Origin of the sequence: Chryseobacterium balustinum (assembly GCF_900168205.1) — a bacterium.
GTDB classification, from domain to species: domain Bacteria; phylum Bacteroidota; class Bacteroidia; order Flavobacteriales; family Weeksellaceae; genus Chryseobacterium; species Chryseobacterium balustinum.
Genome location: NZ_FUZE01000003.1, coordinates 111,212 through 129,677, shown reverse-complemented (window position 1 = coordinate 129,677; position 18,466 = coordinate 111,212). Strand labels below are relative to the sequence as shown.

Sequence of the window (18,466 nt, the reverse complement as noted above, 5' to 3'; positions counted from 1 at the left end):
TTATAAACATTTAAGTTTTTCGAAACATTATTTTTATTAATCCATATATTTGCAGACTATGGAATACAATACCCAAAAAACTCATCTCAATATGCCGGAATATGGCAGAATTATACAACAGTTGGTTGAGCGTTGCAAAGAAGTTTCAGACAAAGAAGAAAGAAACGAAATGGCAATGGCAATCATTGATTTTATGGGTCAGAGAAACCCACAGCTCCGCGACGAAGAAAATTACAAACATAAACTTTGGGATCATCTTTACATTCTTGCCAATCACAACCTGGATGTAGATTCCCCATACCCTTTCCCTACAAAAGAACAGCTTGAAGAAAAACCCAAAAGAATGGAATACCCAAAACTTCAGGGTGATTTTAAATTCTATGGGAAAAGTATTCTTCAGTTAATTGAAAAAGCAATAGAGCTAGAAGCAGGCGACGAAAAAGAAGCCCTAATCGAGGTGATTGCCAACAATATGAAAAAGTCTTACAATGTTTACAATAAAGAACATGTAACCGATGATGTAATTTTCCGTCATTTGAAAGAACTTTCAGCAAACAGGTTAGATCTTACTAATATTGAAAGCTTAGATAAAAGTAAAATTTACTACGCCAACAATGCCAACAGGAATAACAACAATAAAAACAATAACAACAGAAATCAACCCGCAAAAAGAAGATTTAACAATAATAACAATAATCACAACAGAAGATAATGAGTGGAACATTTCAAATAAGGGGAGGAAAAAGACTGCATGGAGAAATCACTCCACAGGGAGCGAAAAATGAAGCTCTTCAAATTTTGTGTGCAGTTTTATTAACTGATGAAGAGGTAAGAATTAAAAATATTCCAGACATCCACGATGTCAACAGGTTGATCGAGATCTTAGGAGATTTTGGTGTAAAAGTGACCAAAAACGCTCATGGTGATTATACTTTCAAGGCAGATAATGTCAATTTTGATTATATTAAATCTAATGAATTTAAAAAAGACGGTGCCAAGCTGAGAGGCTCGATCATGTTGATGGGCCCCATGTTGGCTCGTTACGGGGAAGCTTATATGCCGACTCCGGGAGGCGACAAAATAGGGAGAAGAAGATTAGACACTCACTTTCAAGGTTTAGTAGAACTTGGTGCAGAATTTAATTATGATGAGGAAGAATATTTCTATTCATTAAAAGCTAAAGAACTGAACGGTAAATTTATCCTTTTGGAAGAAGCTTCCGTTACAGGAACTGCAAACATCGTCATGGCTGCAGCTTTAGCAAAAGGAAAAACAAGAATCTATAACGCAGCTTGCGAACCTTACTTACAGCAACTTTGTAAAATGCTGAACAGAATGGGTGCGAATATCTCAGGAATCGGTTCAAATTTATTAACGATTGAAGGAGTAACTCATTTGAACGGAACTGAGCACACCATGCTTCCGGATATGGTAGAAATTGGTTCTTGGATCGGTCTTGCTGCGATGACAAAATCTGAAATCACCATTAAAAATGTAAACTGGAACCAGTTAGGAGTTATTCCAAATACATTCAGAAAATTGGGAATTCAGCTTGAACAAAGCGGTGACGACATTTACATTCCGTCTCAGGAACATTATAAAATCCAGAAATTTATCGACGGATCTATTCTTACCGTTTCAGATGCACCTTGGCCAGGATTTACACCAGATCTACTTTCTATTATTTTAGTTGTAGCAACTCAAGCAAAAGGAAGTCTTTTGGTACATCAGAAAATGTTTGAATCGAGATTGTTTTTCGTTGATAAATTAATCGATATGGGCGCTCAGATTATTTTGTGTGATCCGCACAGAGCCACCGTTATCGGTTTAAATCAGGAATCTCCTCTTCGTGGAACAACCATGGTTTCTCCGGACATCAGAGCAGGAAATGCACTTTTAATTGCAGCACTTTCAGCTGAAGGAAAATCAATCATTCATAATATCGAACAAATCGACCGTGGGTATGAAAATATCGATGGAAGACTGAAAGCGATTGGAGCAGATATTGAGAGAATTTGATTTAGTTATTAGTTATTAGTTATTAGTTATTAGTTATTAGTTATTAGTTATTAGTTATTAGTTATTAGTTATTAGTTATTAGTTATTAGCAAAATTAAGTTTTACGATTCAATTTAAAATATAAAAGCGTTCAGAATTAATTTTCTGAACGCTTTTTCACTTAAATTCTAAAACACATTTAAGTTTTAGAGAGATTTAAATTCAATAATTTTTTGAAGCTTTTTAGCGAAGATTATTTTACCAACCGCCGCCTCCGCCACCTCCACCTCCGCCGCCAGAAGATCCACCGCCGGAAGATCCGCTTGAACCGGAACCACCAGAATAGGACGAGCTCGATGAAGAACTTGATGAGGACGAAGATGAAGAACTGCTCACCGGAGCTACCGTGGTTTCACTAAGCGTACTTGTAAAAGCACCCGCAAAGCCATACCCAAAATTATACTGAACATTCTCATAAGGTTCAGCAGAATCAATGGTTTCCTGCAGTTTATCTCTAAATCTTTTGCCCCAGATGCCATCAACTCCAAAAACAATAGCATACGGAAGAAATTTCTCATATACATCTGAAGTCATTTCCGGAGGATTATGAAATTTTAGCTGGTTTTCTTCAGCAGCACTCAGGTACATTTTGAAACCATCAATTTCAGATTCCATTTTTACTTTTTCTTCGCTCGGTTTATTGATTAAATAACGAAATATTAAAATCGAAATAATCCCAAATATTAAAAACTTGAAACAGTTCGATTCAAAGGCTGTAATATCATCAGAATTTACAAATGCCATGAAAAACATAGGAAGCGTAAATGTCAACGAGAAAAGTAATACCACTATAAAGATCAGTTTATTTCCTTCTTGCCACGTCAGTACCAATACCGCAGCAAACACACCCGCAAAAATACTAATAACAGAAGCTATCATCAGAGTTTGAAAACTCCATGTTATGAAAGAACTGATAATTAATGCCAGGAAAAAAGTCAGAAGAATAATCTTCAAAGCTTTGTAAACAATTTTTTTGTTGGAAACTTTTTCTACAAAAATCTTATTTTCATTAATAATAAAATCTTTAAAATTATCAACTGCTTTTTTAATTTTAGAATTGTACGTTCCGTTTACCGAAATTTTCTTTTCTTTTCCAAATAACTTTTTCAGAAGAAGCTTTTGATCACTCTGCAAATTATCATTTTCCGATTCCAGCTTTTTTAAAGTAAACATTTTTGAAAGAAAAGTTTCTTTAATATCTTTTACTTCATCAATATCTACAAAGCCTTTCACAGCAAGATCAACAAGATTAGCCGTTACCAAATTGGGATCAAACTTACCTTTATCAATATACCCTAAAGATGCAGGTGACAGATTATTGGGCGCATTAAACTGTGGGATAACGATAGGTTTCTCAGGATCTTTTCCATATTTTCTCCAGTTTTTATAGTAGAAAAACAACAGATACAAACCAACTATAAGCAATGAAAGACTCGTCCAGTTTCTTTTGACCCATTTAGAAAAAACAGAAGGTTCTTTTAAAACACCAGCTTTAAAACCTACAGCTACCGTAAGATTCTGATGCTCATTTAAATGGTTCGCTTTAAAAATAATTTGCGTGGGAGAGATCAATTCACTGGTACAGTTCCGTTCTGTGCTTCCTTCATAACCCGTGTAACAGGAATTTTGAAGAATATCTGCATTTTTCGGCAAATGAACGGTTGCCTGAATATCTTCAACAGGAAAAGACCAATCTGTTCCATTTACATTCCAGTAAAACTCATCATACCCTTTGAAATTCCCAATCTGATCCTGCGTTTGGTAAACAATTTTGTAGGTATAAAAACCTGAAGCAAGTTGATAGTCTTTATTACCAATATAAATCGTAAAAATACCATTCTCTTTCTTGGTTTTATAAGGTTCTTTTACGCCATCTTTTTCAATAGCAATGATTTTGTAGTAAACGCTTTCTTTTCTGCCATTAATTTTTCTTACCGTTGGTAAAGCACGAAAAATCCCTCTTTTAATTTCACTGCCATTCGCAAAAACTTTGATCGTTTCTGTTATAGTAACGTCAGCGTTTTCAGCAATATGAATATCAGAATGAAAAGAAACAATTCTTTCCCTCTGAATATTAGCTTGATCAGAATCTAAAGAATCTTCCGTAACTACAGGCAATGCACCCACCTCATTCTGTGCAAAAACAAGAATACAGAAGAATAAAGCAAAGACTTGTATACAATTTTTCATATTTAAAATTTTACCAACCGCCGCCACCGCCACCGCCGCCACCGCCGCCGGAAAACCCACCGCCACCTGATCCGGAACCAGAACTGCTTCCTGAGCTTGATGGTTGTGTCGCTGAAGACTGTATTGACTGAGTTAGACTTGAATTGAGCACACTTGCCATCGCAAAATAATTCATTGATGAACCAACATACCAATTGCTTTGGTATTCGTAAGACATTTTTTTGAGTAAATCGTCGAATTTCTTACCCCAGATTTCATCAACTCCCAAAACCATAGCAAAAGGCAACAGTTTTTCGAAAGACTGTGGTGTCATTTCGGGTGGATTGTGAAATTTAATCTGTTGATTTTCAGCAGCTCCCATGTACATTTCAAAACCTTTAATCAAAGATTTTTTTCTTAGTTTTTCTTCTGAAGGACGTTTAATTAAAAACTGATAAATTACCAAAGACATAAAGCCTAAGACAATAAAAATATAACAAATATTAAAATTATTGTCAATCGTAAAATCGCTTCCTTTGTAAAGAAGTACTCCTAAAAGCACCAATGCAATAACAGGGAAAATTAGGAAGATTTTAAACAAACCAGGATAGAATTTGAATAAAACGATCGCAATCACAAAAGCCACCGTTAAAATAGCAAGAATAAAAATTCCTAAAAATACTTTTTCAAATTCCGGGAAAATGGTAAAACTTACAAAAAGTCCGAGAAAGTAAACTCCTAAAATGACTAAAATCGGCAAAATGAGCTTTTTAGAATTATTCCCTTCATTCAATAATGTATCATGCTGAAATTTAAGCGTTGATTGAAAGCTTCGAACTGCCTGTTCAATTTTAGAATCATATTTTCCGTCAAATTTGATACTATCAACAATATTTTTAGAAAATAAATTGTTCATCAAATTAATTTCCTCCTTTGGTAGATTTTGATCTGGATTTTTCAGCTTTTTTACCGTAAACTGTTTCGATTTAAACAAACCAAAGATTCCGGGATCTTCATCTTCAACAATCTGAACATATCCTTTTATAGCTAAATTAACCAAAGCAGCAGTGAGATATTTATTCTTAAAACTTTCACTGTTGATAAAACCTAAAGAAGCCGGTGACAAATCATCAGGCGAGTTGAATTGTGGATAAATCGTAGGCATTTCAGGATCGACACCGTATTTTTTCCATGTTGAATAATAATAAAACAGCAATCCTAAAAAGATGATAATTCCGCCAATCAGAATTCCAAATTTTTCAAGAAAAGTGGGCGGTGGCGGTGGAACCATAATTCCTTTTTTAAAGCCAACTGCAATTGTTAAACCTTCACCCGGACCTAAATCTTTCGCACTCCATTCAATTGAATGCTCTGAAAGAACTTTAGCCATACAATCCTTAGAAGTACTTCCGTAAGCTCCTTTATAACATGAATTTTGTAAGATTCCTGCTCCTTGCGGAAGATTTACGGTTGCCGAAATACTGTCAACAGGGAAATTCCATTCTGTTCCGTTGACGTTCCAATACAATTCGTCATACTTTTCAAAAAAACCGATTTGCTTTTCTGTAGTATATTTTATTTCGTAATTATAATCTCCCGGAGTTAAAATGACATCTTTATTTCCGACATACACTTTAAGATAACCATCCTCAATTTCTTCGTGAAAATCTTCATCAACACCGTCTTTCTTTACAGAAACGATATTATATTTCACTTTCTGAGTTCTATCGTTTAGGTTTCTTACCAAAGGCAGCGAACGGAAAATCCCTCTTTTGATATTTTCACCGAGGCTGTGAACTTTTATTTTTTCGGTAATACTCAGTCCAGAATTTTTGTCTACATCAATATCTGCATGAAAAGACAGAATTCTTTCGGAACCGCTCAAAAAACCACTCTGTTCTTCACCAACAGCTACAGTTCCGTCAGCATCCTGCGCGAAACTCAGAGAAAAGAAAATAAGAAAAAGAAATGCTATAAGCTTTTTCATTCCTTAAAATTTTACATTTGGAACTTCCCTGTCGGCAATATTATCAAGCTCAAAGAATTTAGACTTCTCAAATTTGTACATATTGGCGACAATATTGCTTGGGAAAGATTCTACCAAAGTATTGTTTTCTCTTACCGTTCCGTTGTAATATCTTCTGGATTTTTCTATATCGTTTTCGATTGAACTCAACTCAGCCTGTAGTTGCTGGAAGTTGGCATTAGCCTTAAGATCGGGATATTGCTCTGCAACCGCAAACAAATTCATCATTGCCTGGTTCAGGTTTTTCTCAGCAATTTCTTTTCCTTCTACAGAATCTGCGCCTACTGCTAAATTTCTAGCTCTTGTTACATTTTCTAATGTTTCACGTTCGTGAGTAGCATAACCTTTTACGGTTTCAACTAAATTGGGAATTAAGTCGTGACGTTTTTTAAGCATCACATCAATACTGCTCCAAGCTTCCTGAACGAGATTTCTAAGTTTTACGAGGCGATTGTAAATGGATACTCCGTAAAGTACTGCAAGAACCAAAACACCAATAACAATAAGTGCAATCATAATTTTGTAATTTAATTTAGATTAAAAATAATCTTTTTCTCTGAGAATTGAATAAAATCTATAATGAATATTAATTCCGTCACTTGGAGTAGATTTTTGGAAAATCGTATCGAGAAGTTGATAACAAAATTTCTCGATACAAATTCTTGCAGAATTTTATTCGAACTGACGGTAATCCAGAATAATCTTAACATAATTAGATTAAAAAAATAAAAAAAGCGCTCAATAAATTGAACGCTCCTCAAACTATATGGACGTACAGCTTTATGAATACTTTCTGCAGGTATATTCGACAGTGGTATTCAAGAGTTTATTGTTATTCAGGAAAAATTCAAGTTCCTGAGATTCTTCATCTGTTGCATTGATATATAACTGAAATGAGCCAAAATTGTTTCCGTTCATATACTCCACATTTGCGCTTAATACTTTGTAACAAATTCCCATCTGCTGATAAATAGCATTTAAAAGATGATCGAATTTCATTTTTCCATTCAGTTCTACTTCAAGGATCAATTCTTTCTTGATAAGGTTTACATTTTTTGGCAAAGCCTGCAAATTGGTTGTAATCATAACTAAAACATTTTTGATTAATACTACTTTCTGAATTACATATTTTTAAATATTTTCTCATTAATTCTTTCACAAAAGTATAAAAAAATATTAGTCTACCAAATTAGTAGGGTACTAATTTTAAAATTTAACATAAAAAAAGAGAAGCCTTTCGGTTTCTCCCATTTTTATAACACTCAAATGATTATAAAAAAGCCATGAATGCACGAATTTTAAATTATTTTTAAATTAAATTCGTGTATTCGTGGCAAAAATTTGATTTTTATTATAATTCTTTTACCCTTTCGATTTTGTCTGAACCCGCCAGACCATTTGGATTGCAACCTAATTCACCTTCCGGAACTCTAAGATTTTTTTTAGCATAAAATTCTTCCCAAAATACATTTGTTTTCCCGGTTTTGGGATCAATGAAAGTCATTGGTTCTAATGTAAAGATCTTATCTTTTCTAAATGCTCTTTCGATGTAATCTGAACAATAATAGGAATTATCATCTAAAATATAATTGAAATTGTAAGGTTTGCCCAACATTGAATTCGCTTTTTCAATGGCATCAGGAATATTTTTCTGAAACTGAGGTTTTAATCGATATAAAACAACTTTTTGTCCGTCATTGGCCTGATCTTTTAGAAACTCATTCAAATTTTGTTTTTGAGAACCACCTTTTGGAGCAGCATGAAGCACAAAGACACCCATTTTATCTTTCTGTAAAATTCCGATATGATCAAACGAAGCATTTTTCTGCTTTTGGGTTACATTATTGATCGCACCCGACAAACCACTTTCTTTTGCCGTCACAAACAATAAATCACCGTTTTTCAAGCCTAAATTCTGAGAATTTTTACACCCTAAAACACAAATCAAAATTGAAAATAAGAAAGCTAAGTTTAATCGGAGTCTATTTTTTAAGGTTGTTTTCATAAATATTGATCCATTCATCTACAGTCATTTTTTTACTCAGTTCGGCAATTAATTCAAAAGGAATTTCATCCATTTTTTTGAAACGGATACACGATTTTCCCATATCCAGTTTTCTTTTTGAATGCTTTGGAAACTCTGCCACAAACCAATCTAAAAGTTCAGGTTTTGCATACATTCCCATATGATACAAAGCGATAAAATTTTTCTGCGAAGCCATTCATAAAAGGAAGCGCTGATCCCGGTGTACAATGATAACCTGCCGGAAAAGTTTCTAAAGGAACATTCCAGCCGATCATTCCATAACTTACACCTTGTTTAAAACCTTGAGGTAAATTATCGTTGACCGTATCAAACATTTTTTTGAAAACCTCCTGTCTTTCTTCCGGAATTTGTGAGATATAATCTTCTACTGATATTGATGGAATTTGCATTGTTTCAATTTTTAACAAATTTAAAATAAAAGGCTTTAATTAAATCCAAATCTTTCTGAAAATAAAAACAGCCTTACATAAATGCAAGACTGTTAAAAAAAATAATTCAAAAATAATTTACTTTTTAATGGCTTTCACCGTATTTTGAGAACCGTCTTTGAAATACATTGTAATCAAATAAAGTCCTGAATTTAATGAGCCTAAACTGATTTCCTTGGTAGGATTTTCTATAGTTTTTACTGCTCTTCCTGTTAAGTCGAATACTTTTACAGTTTTCAAATCTTTAGTTTCAGAAATATACACCACATCAGTGAATGGATTCGGATAAACAGAAACCTCTTTAGTTTTAGAAGTAAGATCTGAAGTTCCTAATACATCAGTAACCTGAAGCTTGAAATCTAAAAACTCTCCTCTTGTAATAGACCCACAAGCATTCGAAGGCGCACTGGTGTTATAATCACACATCACTCTCATTCTGTAGTTACCAAGAGGTGTTCCCGCAGGAATAGTAATTGATGCTGCAGAAGGAGTCGTCGTAGTATATGATGTAGTCGCGTACATTCTTTCAGTAGAACTGAATACTAAATCGTTATTCCAATCAACCCAAACTGCCATTCCACAAGTTGGGCCACCCGCTGTCACAGAGATTGAAGTTGTACTTCCAGCAGTATTTGAAATTGTATTTGTGGTTGCAGATAAATTTTGGTATCCATTAGTTCCAGCAACGGCAGTTGCAGAAGAATATGCCATATTGGTCATTGCTCCCGTTGAGCTGAATGCAGATATCCAAGAGCTTTGGTTAGAAGAAGATGGTAGGCAATATCCTGTGAAAGCATTAACTGATCCTACCCAAATACTTTGATTCGTAGACGAACAACGAGATCTCACCCAGAAATAATAGATAGTTTCAGAAGCTAATCCAGGAACTGTAACTGTTGTGGTCGATGAATTTACAGAATTGGTCGCATTCAAAACAGTACTTGTTGTAGGAGCTACGTTGGTTGTACTGTAGTAAATATCATAATTATTTACCGGAACAGTTAAAGTATCCGTCCATGACAAGCTTACCGACGTCATCGTTTGTCCTGTAACCGCAAGGGAAACCGGCTCTACACAAGAAGGAATAGCCTCTACCGTAATATCATCAAGATAAATTGATCTGTAAGTACCTCCTAAATTATGTCTGAATGCCAAATAAGAACCTCCTCCCGAAGGAATATTAACGGTATATTGAGCATGATTAGCCGTGATAGTTGTTGTATTGAATGAAACAAAGGTTGACGGATCAGAAGGATTCGTTAAAGTCCCTACCTGTAAAGTATAGTTTGCCCCTCCTTTTGCGTAAAATTTTACTCTCTTAGTTCCGTCAGATAATGCAACCGTTTGAGGTGATACCAACATTTGATTTCCTGTACTTGCCGAAATATTAGATAAATAATAACTGTTTGTTGGTGAATTTGAATTACTATTTGTTACATAACCATATCCTGCAAACCCACTACTTTCTAAATACGACCAACACATTGGCGCATTGGTATTTGTTGTAGATCCAAGTGATGTGCTGTCAAAATTCTCAGAATAAGGTACTGTAAACGTAGAACAAGGTGTTGTAAATGTTGTACCATAAGCCCATTCTCCGACAGATCCTCCACAGTTTGATCTTATCCAAACATGATATTTGGTAGTAGAAGTGATTCCGCTGGTAATATTTGTTGTAGTACCGGTAACACCAGATACTGTAGGTGCAGTACTGCTATTTGGCGCAACCGTAGAAGAAGTATAGTAAATATCGTAGTTAGTAGGTACTGTAGCAGGAGCAGTCCAAGTAAGCGTTGCAGAACTTACTGAAACCGCAGAAGCCGTAACTGCGGTTGGCGCCAAACAAGTTGTAAATCTATTTGCTGAAACACCAAAAATATTAATAAAACCAGAACCGGAATTCTTAGTAAAAGCAATACTTTGCACTGTTTTAGACTGATTCGCAGTAGATATTGCTAAAGGAATTTGATAGATTCTAGGATTTGTACCTCCCCCATCTTCTAATGCATTAGTTGTAATTTTTATTCTTCCGATACCTTGTATTGCAAAATTTGACTGATCATACCAGTCACCAACTGATAAACTTGTAAACGTTTGGTTGGTGCCATCCGTAAAATTCACAACAGCAGTAACAACTCCAGATCCGGACCCACCTGTTGCCAGGAAATATAAATTGAAAGCTGCAGTAGGAGTACTAAAAGTTAATGTTCCCGCATCAGATACAGCATTCAATTTTAAAGCATTACTACTATTATAGGACGCTAATTGATAAGTCAGTCCCGGAGTTGTCCCTACAACACTCATAAACTGACCCGATACAGGAAGTCCATAAGTAAGCTCAGGGCTTGTTGCTGTAGCCTTAAAATCTTTAGATACATATCCGTAATCTACAGCATCTACAGAAGCAGTTGTGCTTGCAGTTGCATTTCCTATTCCATTAGCAATTACATCTTGCGTAAATCCACTTACAGCAACAGGGTGGTAATATTGGGCAAATGCCATTGGCGCATAGAAAAGCGCACATAGATTAACCAACCCAAAGAGTCTTTTTCCTTTCATAGAATATTTTTTTTATTTAGTTCGGCGTAAAACTATGAATTAAATCCAAAAACACAATATTTATTTTAAATTATTTTCAATACATATTAAATATTAACACATTATCATCAAATCATAAATGTTTATACAATTTTAAATTATACGTTTTTTGAATTATTAACATTAATAACATAATTAATATTCAACACATAACATTATCAATATCAGTTGAGATATTTTCTCATGAGCCGAAATATTTTGTTATTTTTGTGCATACAAATTTTAGATAATGCCAAACATTTCAAACAGAGCACAACAGATGCCGCCTTCGCCGGTAAGAAAACTGGTTCCTTTTGCTTTAGAAGCTAAACAAAGAGGTACAAAAGTATATCACCTTAATATCGGGCAACCTGATATCGAAACTCCAGAAACGGCTCTGAATGCTTTAAAAAATATTGATTTAAAAGTATTAGAATATGCTCTTTCAGAAGGAAATATTGAGTACAGAAAGGCATTAACAGAATATTATCATTCTTTAGATTTCACAGACCTTACTCCAGATAATTTTATCGTAACAAACGGTGGATCTGAAGCTTTAAATTTTGCTATTTCTACCCTTTGTGATGATGGTGACGAAGTAATTATCCCTGAACCTTATTATGCAAACTATAACGGATTTACAAGTACTTTCAATGTGAATGTAGTTGCAATTCCTTCCTCTATTGATACTGGTTTTGCACTTCCTCCGATTGAAGAATTCGAGAAGAAAATCACGGCAAAAACAAGAGCAATCGTTATCTGCAACCCTGGAAATCCTACAGGATATCTTTACACTCGTGAAGAGCTTCAGAAATTAGCTGAGATTGCTTTAAAATATGACATTGTTGTCATCTCTGATGAGGTTTACAGAGAATACGTTTACGATGGAAAACAACAGATTTCAATGCTTGCTTTTCCTGAACTAAGCGAAAACTGCATCATCATCGATTCAGAATCTAAGCGTTACTCAATGTGTGGTGTAAGAATTGGTTGTTTAATTACCCGTTCGAAAAAAATTCATGATGCTGCAATGCTTTTTGCACAGGCAAGATTAAGCCCAGTACTTTTGGGACAGATCGCTGCAACTGCCGCTCATCAAAATGACGGCGCATACATCAGAGCTGTAAGAGAAGAATATACTCACAGAAGAAATGTTTTGGTTGATTTGCTGAATGCAATTCCGGGAGTAATTTGTCCGAAACCAAAAGGAGCTTTTTACTGTGTTGCCGAACTTCCGGTAGACGATACTGAAAAATTCGCACAATGGCTTCTTGAAAAATACACCCTGAATAACGAAACCATTATGGTTGCGCCTGCAGGAGGTTTTTACAGCAATCCTGAATTAGGTAAAAAACAAGTAAGAATTGCTTACGTTTTGAAAGAAGAAGATTTAAGAAAAAGTGCAGAGATTCTAAAAAATGCACTTGTAAAATACAAATTAGAGTTTAATCTTTAATATTACAACAATGTCGGCAGTAAAAATAAGTGATTTGAAAATCTTCGTTTCAATGTTTTTACTGCTGATTTTTTTTTCGTGCAGTGAAAAAAAGAATGCTGATAAAAAATCAGATTCTAAAACCGAAGAAATCACCTTTATTGGTTTATCGGAAATTGGTGGTCAGCTTGGATATTACAAAGTAATAAAAGTAACGAAAGACTCCATTCATTTTGAAACCGGAACTACCTCAACAAAGAAGCACAAAGAATGGCATTCTGCGATCAAACCGGAAACCTGGAAAAGCATAACTTCCTCTTTTAAAATCAGGAATTTAGACAGTATCGAAAGTTCACCAAGCATTCAACCAATTGATGGAATTGACGAAAGTTTTCAGATTAAAACCAATAAAAAATCTCACGTTTATGTCAACGCACAAAACGATATTCATTATAATAAGTTTGCCCGTTTTAAGCAAGAACTCTTAAAAATTATTCCTCAGGAATATCATTAAAAATTTTATTTTCAAATTAATTCTAAACATTTACTAAATCCAATGCAGGAAAATTTTTCACTAAAACCTTTCAATACTTTTGGAGTAGAAGCAAAAGCAAAATATTTTGTTGAAGTAAATACTATAGAAGAATTAATCGAAACTCTAAAACACTCAAACTCTCAGACTCTCCCACTTCTATTCTTAGGTGGCGGAAGCAATATTCTTTTCACAAAAGATTTTGACGGTTTAGCGATACAATTAAATTTAAAAGGAATTTCTGAAGAATTTTTAAATGAAAATCAAGTTTTAGTAACCGCGAAAGCCGGAGAAAACTGGCATGAATTCGTCATGTATTGTCTGAATAAAAATTATGGCGGGCTCGAGAACCTTTCTCTCATTCCTGGAAATGTGGGAACTTCACCGATGCAAAATATCGGAGCTTACGGAACTGAAATAAAAGATCATTTTGCAAGTTGTAAAGTTTTGAATTTACAAACATTAGAAGTTGAAACTTTTGATCTGGCAAAATGCAGATTCGGGTACAGAGATTCTATTTTTAAGCAGGAAGGAAAAAACCAATATGTGATTTTGGAAGTTAATTTTAAATTGACCACTCAAAACCACACCATTAAAACCGAATATGGTGCTATAAAATCTGAACTGGAAAATTTAGATATAATAAATCCAACAATTCAGGATGTTTCAAAAGCCGTTATTAACATCAGACAAAGTAAACTTCCCGATCCGAAAAAAATTGGTAACGCTGGAAGCTTTTTTAAAAACCCTACCATTCCTTTAGCACAGTTTGAAGATTTAAAATTAAAATTTGAAAACATTCAAGGGTATCCAAACGGAAATTTCGTAAAAGTTCCTGCGGGTTGGCTCATCGAACAGTGTGGCTGGAAAGGAAAACAAATAGGAAATGTTGCTTCTCATCAATTACAATCTTTGGTCATCATTAATGCTACAGGTAATGCTTCCGGAAAAGAAATTTTTGATTTTTCAGCTTTAATTATTGATTCCGTAAAAGAAAAATTCGGGATTGAATTAGAAAGAGAAGTGAATATTTTATAATCTCAAAAGCTTCTTCATATCTTGTCTGACATTTGTCAGTTATTTTAATTTGTTCTAAATAAATTTCGAATCGGCAAATTTAATTCTTACTTTTGCGGTCGATTTTGCTTTCGACAAACTAAAATAATGATGATCAGGCTCTTAACATTTATAATACTTTTTTTCTTCGGCTCTCAATTCTTATTGGCTCAAAACGAGAAATTACAATTAAACATTAGTATTTCCGGTGGAAACCAGCAGAAATTAAAAGGTGTTACTGTAAAAAGTTCTCAAAACGCTGTGATTACGGACGAAAACGGTATCGCAACATTAGTTTTAAGCGAAGGAAAACATCACATAAAAATTACCCATTCCAATTATCAGGAAAAAGAGTTTGATGTTAACTTGAACAGTTCAAAAACATTAAACTTTCAACTTCAACCAATAGATAAACTTGAAGAAATCGTAATTTTTTCAAAAGAAGGGAAAGGTTTAACGACAAAAACCATCATCGATAGAAAAGCAATGGAGCACTTGCAACCATCAAGCTTTACAGATTTGATGGAGCTTTTACCGGGCGGATTGGCAAAAACTCCATCATTAAGTGTAAATAATCGACCATTACTTCGTGAAAACAGAGGCGCCCTGGCTAACGAGCCTGGAAAATATGATACTTCATCACTTGGAGTACAATTTATGATTGATGGAAATGTAATCAATTCTAATGCAGATATGCAAGTTTCGTTAGACAACGGGCAATTTGGATACTCACCTGAAGCAAGAGAAACTGCCACAACCGGAGTGGATATGAGAACAATTTCTACGAACGACATTGAAAAAGTAGAAATTATTCGAGGAATTCCATCCGCATCTTATGGAGATTTAACATCCGGTGTTATTAAAATTGAAAGAAAAATTGGTGAATCTCCTTTACAGGCAAGATTTAAAGCAGACGGTTTCAGTAAGCAATATTACGTAGGAAAAGGTTTTAAAATCAATGAAAACTGGCAAATCAGTGCAGGTGCAGATTTTTTAGATTCTAAGGCAGACCCTACAGATGATTTCGAAAATTACCAGAGAATGACCGCATCAATCCGTTCAAAAAAGAAAGGAAATCTTTGGTCTAATCCTTTAGAATGGCGTTCAAATATCGATTTTTCAAGCAATATCGATTCCAAAAAAAATGATCCGGATAATGGAGCTCCTGAGATAGATAAATACAAACAAACCAGAACAAGAATAAGCTTTACCAATAATTTTGTGTACAGTTTAAATAAGGCCTCATTTTTTGATAAAATTATTTTAAAAACTGCAATCAGACAAGGATTTGAAAAAATAGATCAGACAAAACTGGTACAATTGTCGGGACCGAGATCTTTTTCTTTAGCAACAGAACAGGGAGAAAACGTAGGTGTTTTCCCCGCTCTTCGTTATATCAGCGAATTCAGTACAGAAGGAAAACCACTTGACATTACAGCGCTTCTTCAAACTACAGGAACGAGAAATACTTTTGGAATTAATCATCAGTATGAAGCCGGTTTAGACTGGAGATATTCTAAAAACAACGGACGAGGTTTAGTTTACGATATGAACTCTCCTTATGCTGCATCATTTATCAACTCAAGACCTAGAGCTTTCAATGATATCCCTGCTTCTAATTTGATAGCTGCATTTTTAGGAGATCAGATGAGCTACGCAGTTGATCAGCATAAATTTACCTTATACACAGGATTAAGATTCTCAAAACAAATGGGAATTGACAATTCTTATGCTATCAGCAAAAAAGTTTTTGTGGAACCAAGATTAAATCTTCAATACAGCCTTCCACATGTAATGATTAATAATGCTCCATTAAAGACAGATGTAACTCTTGGATACGGACAGTTTTACAAACAGCCTACTCTTTTGATGCTGTATCCGAACAGAGAATTCTGGGATTACACTCAGCTGAATTATTATCACAATGATGCACAATACCGATATGTAAATTTCATGACGTATGTTCAGAATGTTGAAAATAAAAACTTGGAGGCAGCAAAAAGTATCAAAAAAGAAATAAGGCTCGATCTTTCTTATAAAAACCACAACTTTTTCTTTACTTATTTCAAAGAAGATATGACCAATGGTTTCCGCCCGATGAGACACACTGTTCTTCACACCTACAAACAATACGATGCATCGCAAGTAGATCTTTCACAATGGAATAACGGACCTAGTTTAGCCGATACTCCTTACACTGACAGAAAAACCAATGCAGAATACATGGTGACTGAAAACGGAAGTGCAACCATCAAGAATGGTATTGAATTTGGGTATACATCCCCACGTTTCAAAGCAATCAATACAAGATTTACTTTAAGCGGAGCTTATTTTAAAACACAATTAAGAAACTCTGTTCCTGTTGTCGAAAGGCCTTCTGCATCAATAGGCTCAGACGGATTTCCATACTATGGAATTTATCAGAATGACGATGGATATGTAAATTCTAATATGAATTACAATCTTTTTATCGATACCTATCTTCCTAGTTTAGATTTAACAATTTCTGCATCATTCCAAGGAAGTGTGTTTGATCATCAAAGAAAAGATCAAAGAATTGCTGCACCTATCTCTTATTACGGAATCGACGGAATTGTACATCCTTTCACCGAAGCAGATAAAACTGACACTTATAAACAATGGTTGGTACGAAATGTTTCGGTAACTGACAACATGCCTAGAGATTATACATTTACGATTGCAGGGAACTTAAAAATCACTAAAAGTATTTATAAGAACATAAAAACATCCATGTTTGTAACAAGGATTTTTAATTACAGTGCTCCTTATACTTTCAACAATGTTACCGTGTACAGAAAAGGCGCCAATACCCCTTATTTCGGGATGGAACTGAATTATAATTTTTTAAATAAATAGTAATAAATAGTAATACATAGCAAATAGAAAACAACATGAAAAAAAGAGTTATACTACTAAGCTTGGTAGCAGCGATGGCAACAGGATTTACCGTTACATCATGCTCAAGTGATGATGATTTTGGAGTAACCGCAAAACAAAACGGTGTATTGACACTTAATTTCACAGGTGAAAATATTACAGAGTATACCAATTTGGAGGTAGAAATTATGGAAATCAATACCAAAACCATAATTAAAGAAACACTAAAAAAAGAAAATGCGCATTCTTTTGAGGTTGCTTATGGTTCATATAAAATTACAGTAAACGGTGTTGTCATTGCAAGCAACGAAGAAGTAAGAGCAGCAGGTATCGGACAAACAGACGTTACTTCAGCTGCTAAAAATCTTACCATTCCTTTGTTTGTAAAAAAATTCCATGAAGATTTTATTATTGAAGAAATATTTTTTACCGGAGTAAAAACACCAGATAATAAAAATTACAATTCCAGCCGTTATTTTAAAATCACCAATAACACCAATAAAGTTCTAGATGCCGCAAACCTAATCATTGGGCAATCAAATTTTTACACGACTTCCGACGACAATCCAACCCCATATAACAACAATCTATATTTTCCTGTGAAAGGAGTTATGATCTTAGAGAGCAGCAATCCAAAATTAGTACAGCCAGGTGATTTTATTGTTGTCGCTGATAATGCTATCGATCATTCACAGAACACTCCTACTGCTTACGACCTTCATAAAGCAGACTGGGAATTCCCATCTACAAATCCTGCTTTAGGTCAGGTAGACAATCCAGCTGTACCAAATGCAGATATCATATTCTCTACAACAAATTTTAATATGTTCCTTTTGCATAACAGAGGTTTTGAAAGCTATGTCATTGCTCGTTTTCCTACAGGTGAAAACAAAAATACCTTCATGCAAAATCAAAAATATGACTACACATTTGTAAATAGCGCAGGAGTTGTAAAGGCAATAAGTAGATACCGTATTCCGAATTCATGGATCATTGATGGCGTAAACAATAGTATTCCAACAAACTTTGTACATACTCTTACTGCCGCAGGTATTGATTCAGGATGGGCCTCTGTTGGAGCTACCGATAGTGATGCCAATCGTTTTGGAAAATCGGTAAGACGTAAAAGTGCAGGAACGATGACCAACGGTAAAAATCTTTACATGGATACCAACAATTCTACAAACGATTTTACCAAAGATGCAGTACCAAGTTTAAAAAACGGTATTCAACATTAATA

13 protein-coding genes and 1 pseudogene are annotated in these 18,466 nt (G+C 34.5%); 7 read left to right on the top strand and 7 right to left on the bottom strand.

The window, feature by feature from the left end:
• Positions 1 to 58 precede the first annotated feature (58 nt).
• The gene (locus B5X64_RS06115; protein WP_079464396.1) at positions 59 to 712 is read left to right on the top strand and encodes a DUF4290 domain-containing protein; all 654 of its coding nucleotides are present in this window, start codon (positions 59 to 61) and stop codon (positions 710 to 712) included.
• Entirely contained in the window at positions 712 to 2,019 is a 1,308-nt protein-coding gene (gene murA, locus B5X64_RS06110; RefSeq protein WP_079464395.1) for a UDP-N-acetylglucosamine 1-carboxyvinyltransferase, read from the top strand. The genes B5X64_RS06115 and murA overlap by 1 nt, the downstream gene beginning before the upstream one ends.
• Positions 2,020 to 2,256: 237 nt before the next feature.
• On the opposite strand, the gene B5X64_RS06105 is transcribed toward murA, so the two are convergent.
• The 7 genes and pseudogenes from B5X64_RS06105 to B5X64_RS06075 all read right to left on the bottom strand — a co-directional run bounded on the left by B5X64_RS06105 (position 2,257) and on the right by B5X64_RS06075 (position 11,287).
• Complete coding sequence (locus B5X64_RS06105) at positions 2,257 to 4,248, bottom strand: DUF2207 domain-containing protein (protein ID WP_079464394.1); 1,992 nt, start codon at positions 4,246 to 4,248, stop codon at positions 2,257 to 2,259.
• 10 nt (positions 4,249 to 4,258) lie between these two features.
• On the bottom strand, positions 4,259 to 6,214 hold the full coding sequence (locus B5X64_RS06100; RefSeq protein ID WP_079464393.1) for a DUF2207 domain-containing protein: 1,956 nt from the start codon (positions 6,212 to 6,214) through the stop codon (positions 4,259 to 4,261).
• A 3-nt stretch (positions 6,215 to 6,217) separates the two neighbouring features.
• Positions 6,218 to 6,769 carry a LemA family protein gene (locus tag B5X64_RS06095; protein WP_079464392.1) on the bottom strand — a complete coding sequence of 184 codons (552 nt, stop codon included), beginning with the start codon at positions 6,767 to 6,769 and terminating at the stop codon, positions 6,218 to 6,220.
• A 264-nt stretch (positions 6,770 to 7,033) separates the two neighbouring features.
• On the bottom strand, positions 7,034 to 7,339 hold the full coding sequence (locus B5X64_RS06090) for an NIL domain-containing protein (protein ID WP_076561007.1): 306 nt from the start codon (positions 7,337 to 7,339) through the stop codon (positions 7,034 to 7,036).
• 265 nt (positions 7,340 to 7,604) lie between these two features.
• Complete coding sequence (locus B5X64_RS06085) at positions 7,605 to 8,258, bottom strand: YiiX/YebB-like N1pC/P60 family cysteine hydrolase (RefSeq protein WP_228418772.1); 654 nt, start codon at positions 8,256 to 8,258, stop codon at positions 7,605 to 7,607.
• Positions 8,236 to 8,689 (bottom strand): annotated as a pseudogene (locus tag B5X64_RS06080) (DUF1801 domain-containing protein). Before B5X64_RS06080 ends, B5X64_RS06085 begins: the two are co-directional and overlap by 23 nt.
• A 117-nt stretch (positions 8,690 to 8,806) precedes the next feature.
• A complete protein-coding gene (locus tag B5X64_RS06075) occupies positions 8,807 to 11,287 on the bottom strand; it encodes a GEVED domain-containing protein (RefSeq protein ID WP_079464390.1) in 2,481 nt (826 codons plus the stop codon).
• Positions 11,288 to 11,555: 268 nt separating this feature from the next.
• Here B5X64_RS06075 and B5X64_RS06070 point away from each other — a divergent pair, with 268 nt between their 5' ends.
• The 5 genes from B5X64_RS06070 to B5X64_RS06050 all read left to right on the top strand — a co-directional run bounded on the left by B5X64_RS06070 (position 11,556) and on the right by B5X64_RS06050 (position 18,464).
• Positions 11,556 to 12,761 (top strand): pyridoxal phosphate-dependent aminotransferase, encoded by a 1,206-nt coding sequence (locus B5X64_RS06070; RefSeq protein ID WP_079464389.1) that lies wholly within the window; start codon positions 11,556 to 11,558, stop codon positions 12,759 to 12,761.
• Between the two features lie 10 nt (positions 12,762 to 12,771).
• Positions 12,772 to 13,254: a hypothetical protein gene (locus tag B5X64_RS06065; RefSeq protein WP_079464388.1), complete on the top strand. Its 483-nt coding sequence runs from the start codon at positions 12,772 to 12,774 to the stop codon at positions 13,252 to 13,254.
• A 42-nt stretch (positions 13,255 to 13,296) separates the two neighbouring features.
• Complete coding sequence (gene murB, locus B5X64_RS06060; RefSeq protein ID WP_079464387.1) at positions 13,297 to 14,310, top strand: UDP-N-acetylmuramate dehydrogenase; 1,014 nt, start codon at positions 13,297 to 13,299, stop codon at positions 14,308 to 14,310.
• Positions 14,311 to 14,436: 126 nt separating this feature from the next.
• Positions 14,437 to 17,205: a TonB-dependent receptor gene (locus B5X64_RS06055; protein ID WP_111944928.1), complete on the top strand. Its 2,769-nt coding sequence runs from the start codon at positions 14,437 to 14,439 to the stop codon at positions 17,203 to 17,205.
• A gap of 35 nt (positions 17,206 to 17,240) precedes the next feature.
• Positions 17,241 to 18,464: a DUF4876 domain-containing protein gene (locus B5X64_RS06050; RefSeq protein WP_079464386.1), complete on the top strand. Its 1,224-nt coding sequence runs from the start codon at positions 17,241 to 17,243 to the stop codon at positions 18,462 to 18,464.
• The last annotated feature ends 2 nt before the right edge of the window (positions 18,465 to 18,466 follow it).

Excerpts from the sequence above, each read along its gene's own strand:
- B5X64_RS06115 (WP_079464396.1), top strand. The coding sequence starts at position 59 with ATGGAATACAATACCCAAAAAACTCATCTCAATATGCCGGAATATGGC.
- murA (WP_079464395.1), top strand. The coding sequence starts at position 712 with ATGAGTGGAACATTTCAAATAAGGGGAGGAAAAAGACTGCATGGAGAA.
- B5X64_RS06105 (WP_079464394.1), bottom strand. The coding sequence starts at position 4,248 with ATGAAAAATTGTATACAAGTCTTTGCTTTATTCTTCTGTATTCTTGTT.
- B5X64_RS06100 (WP_079464393.1), bottom strand. The coding sequence starts at position 6,214 with ATGAAAAAGCTTATAGCATTTCTTTTTCTTATTTTCTTTTCTCTGAGT.
- B5X64_RS06095 (WP_079464392.1), bottom strand. The coding sequence starts at position 6,769 with ATGATTGCACTTATTGTTATTGGTGTTTTGGTTCTTGCAGTACTTTAC.
- B5X64_RS06090 (WP_076561007.1), bottom strand. The coding sequence starts at position 7,339 with ATGATTACAACCAATTTGCAGGCTTTGCCAAAAAATGTAAACCTTATC.
- B5X64_RS06085 (WP_228418772.1), bottom strand. The coding sequence starts at position 8,258 with ATGAAAACAACCTTAAAAAATAGACTCCGATTAAACTTAGCTTTCTTA.
- B5X64_RS06075 (WP_079464390.1), bottom strand. The coding sequence starts at position 11,287 with ATGAAAGGAAAAAGACTCTTTGGGTTGGTTAATCTATGTGCGCTTTTC.
- B5X64_RS06070 (WP_079464389.1), top strand. The coding sequence starts at position 11,556 with ATGCCAAACATTTCAAACAGAGCACAACAGATGCCGCCTTCGCCGGTA.
- B5X64_RS06065 (WP_079464388.1), top strand. The coding sequence starts at position 12,772 with ATGTCGGCAGTAAAAATAAGTGATTTGAAAATCTTCGTTTCAATGTTT.
- murB (WP_079464387.1), top strand. The coding sequence starts at position 13,297 with ATGCAGGAAAATTTTTCACTAAAACCTTTCAATACTTTTGGAGTAGAA.
- B5X64_RS06055 (WP_111944928.1), top strand. The coding sequence starts at position 14,437 with ATGATGATCAGGCTCTTAACATTTATAATACTTTTTTTCTTCGGCTCT.
- B5X64_RS06050 (WP_079464386.1), top strand. The coding sequence starts at position 17,241 with ATGAAAAAAAGAGTTATACTACTAAGCTTGGTAGCAGCGATGGCAACA.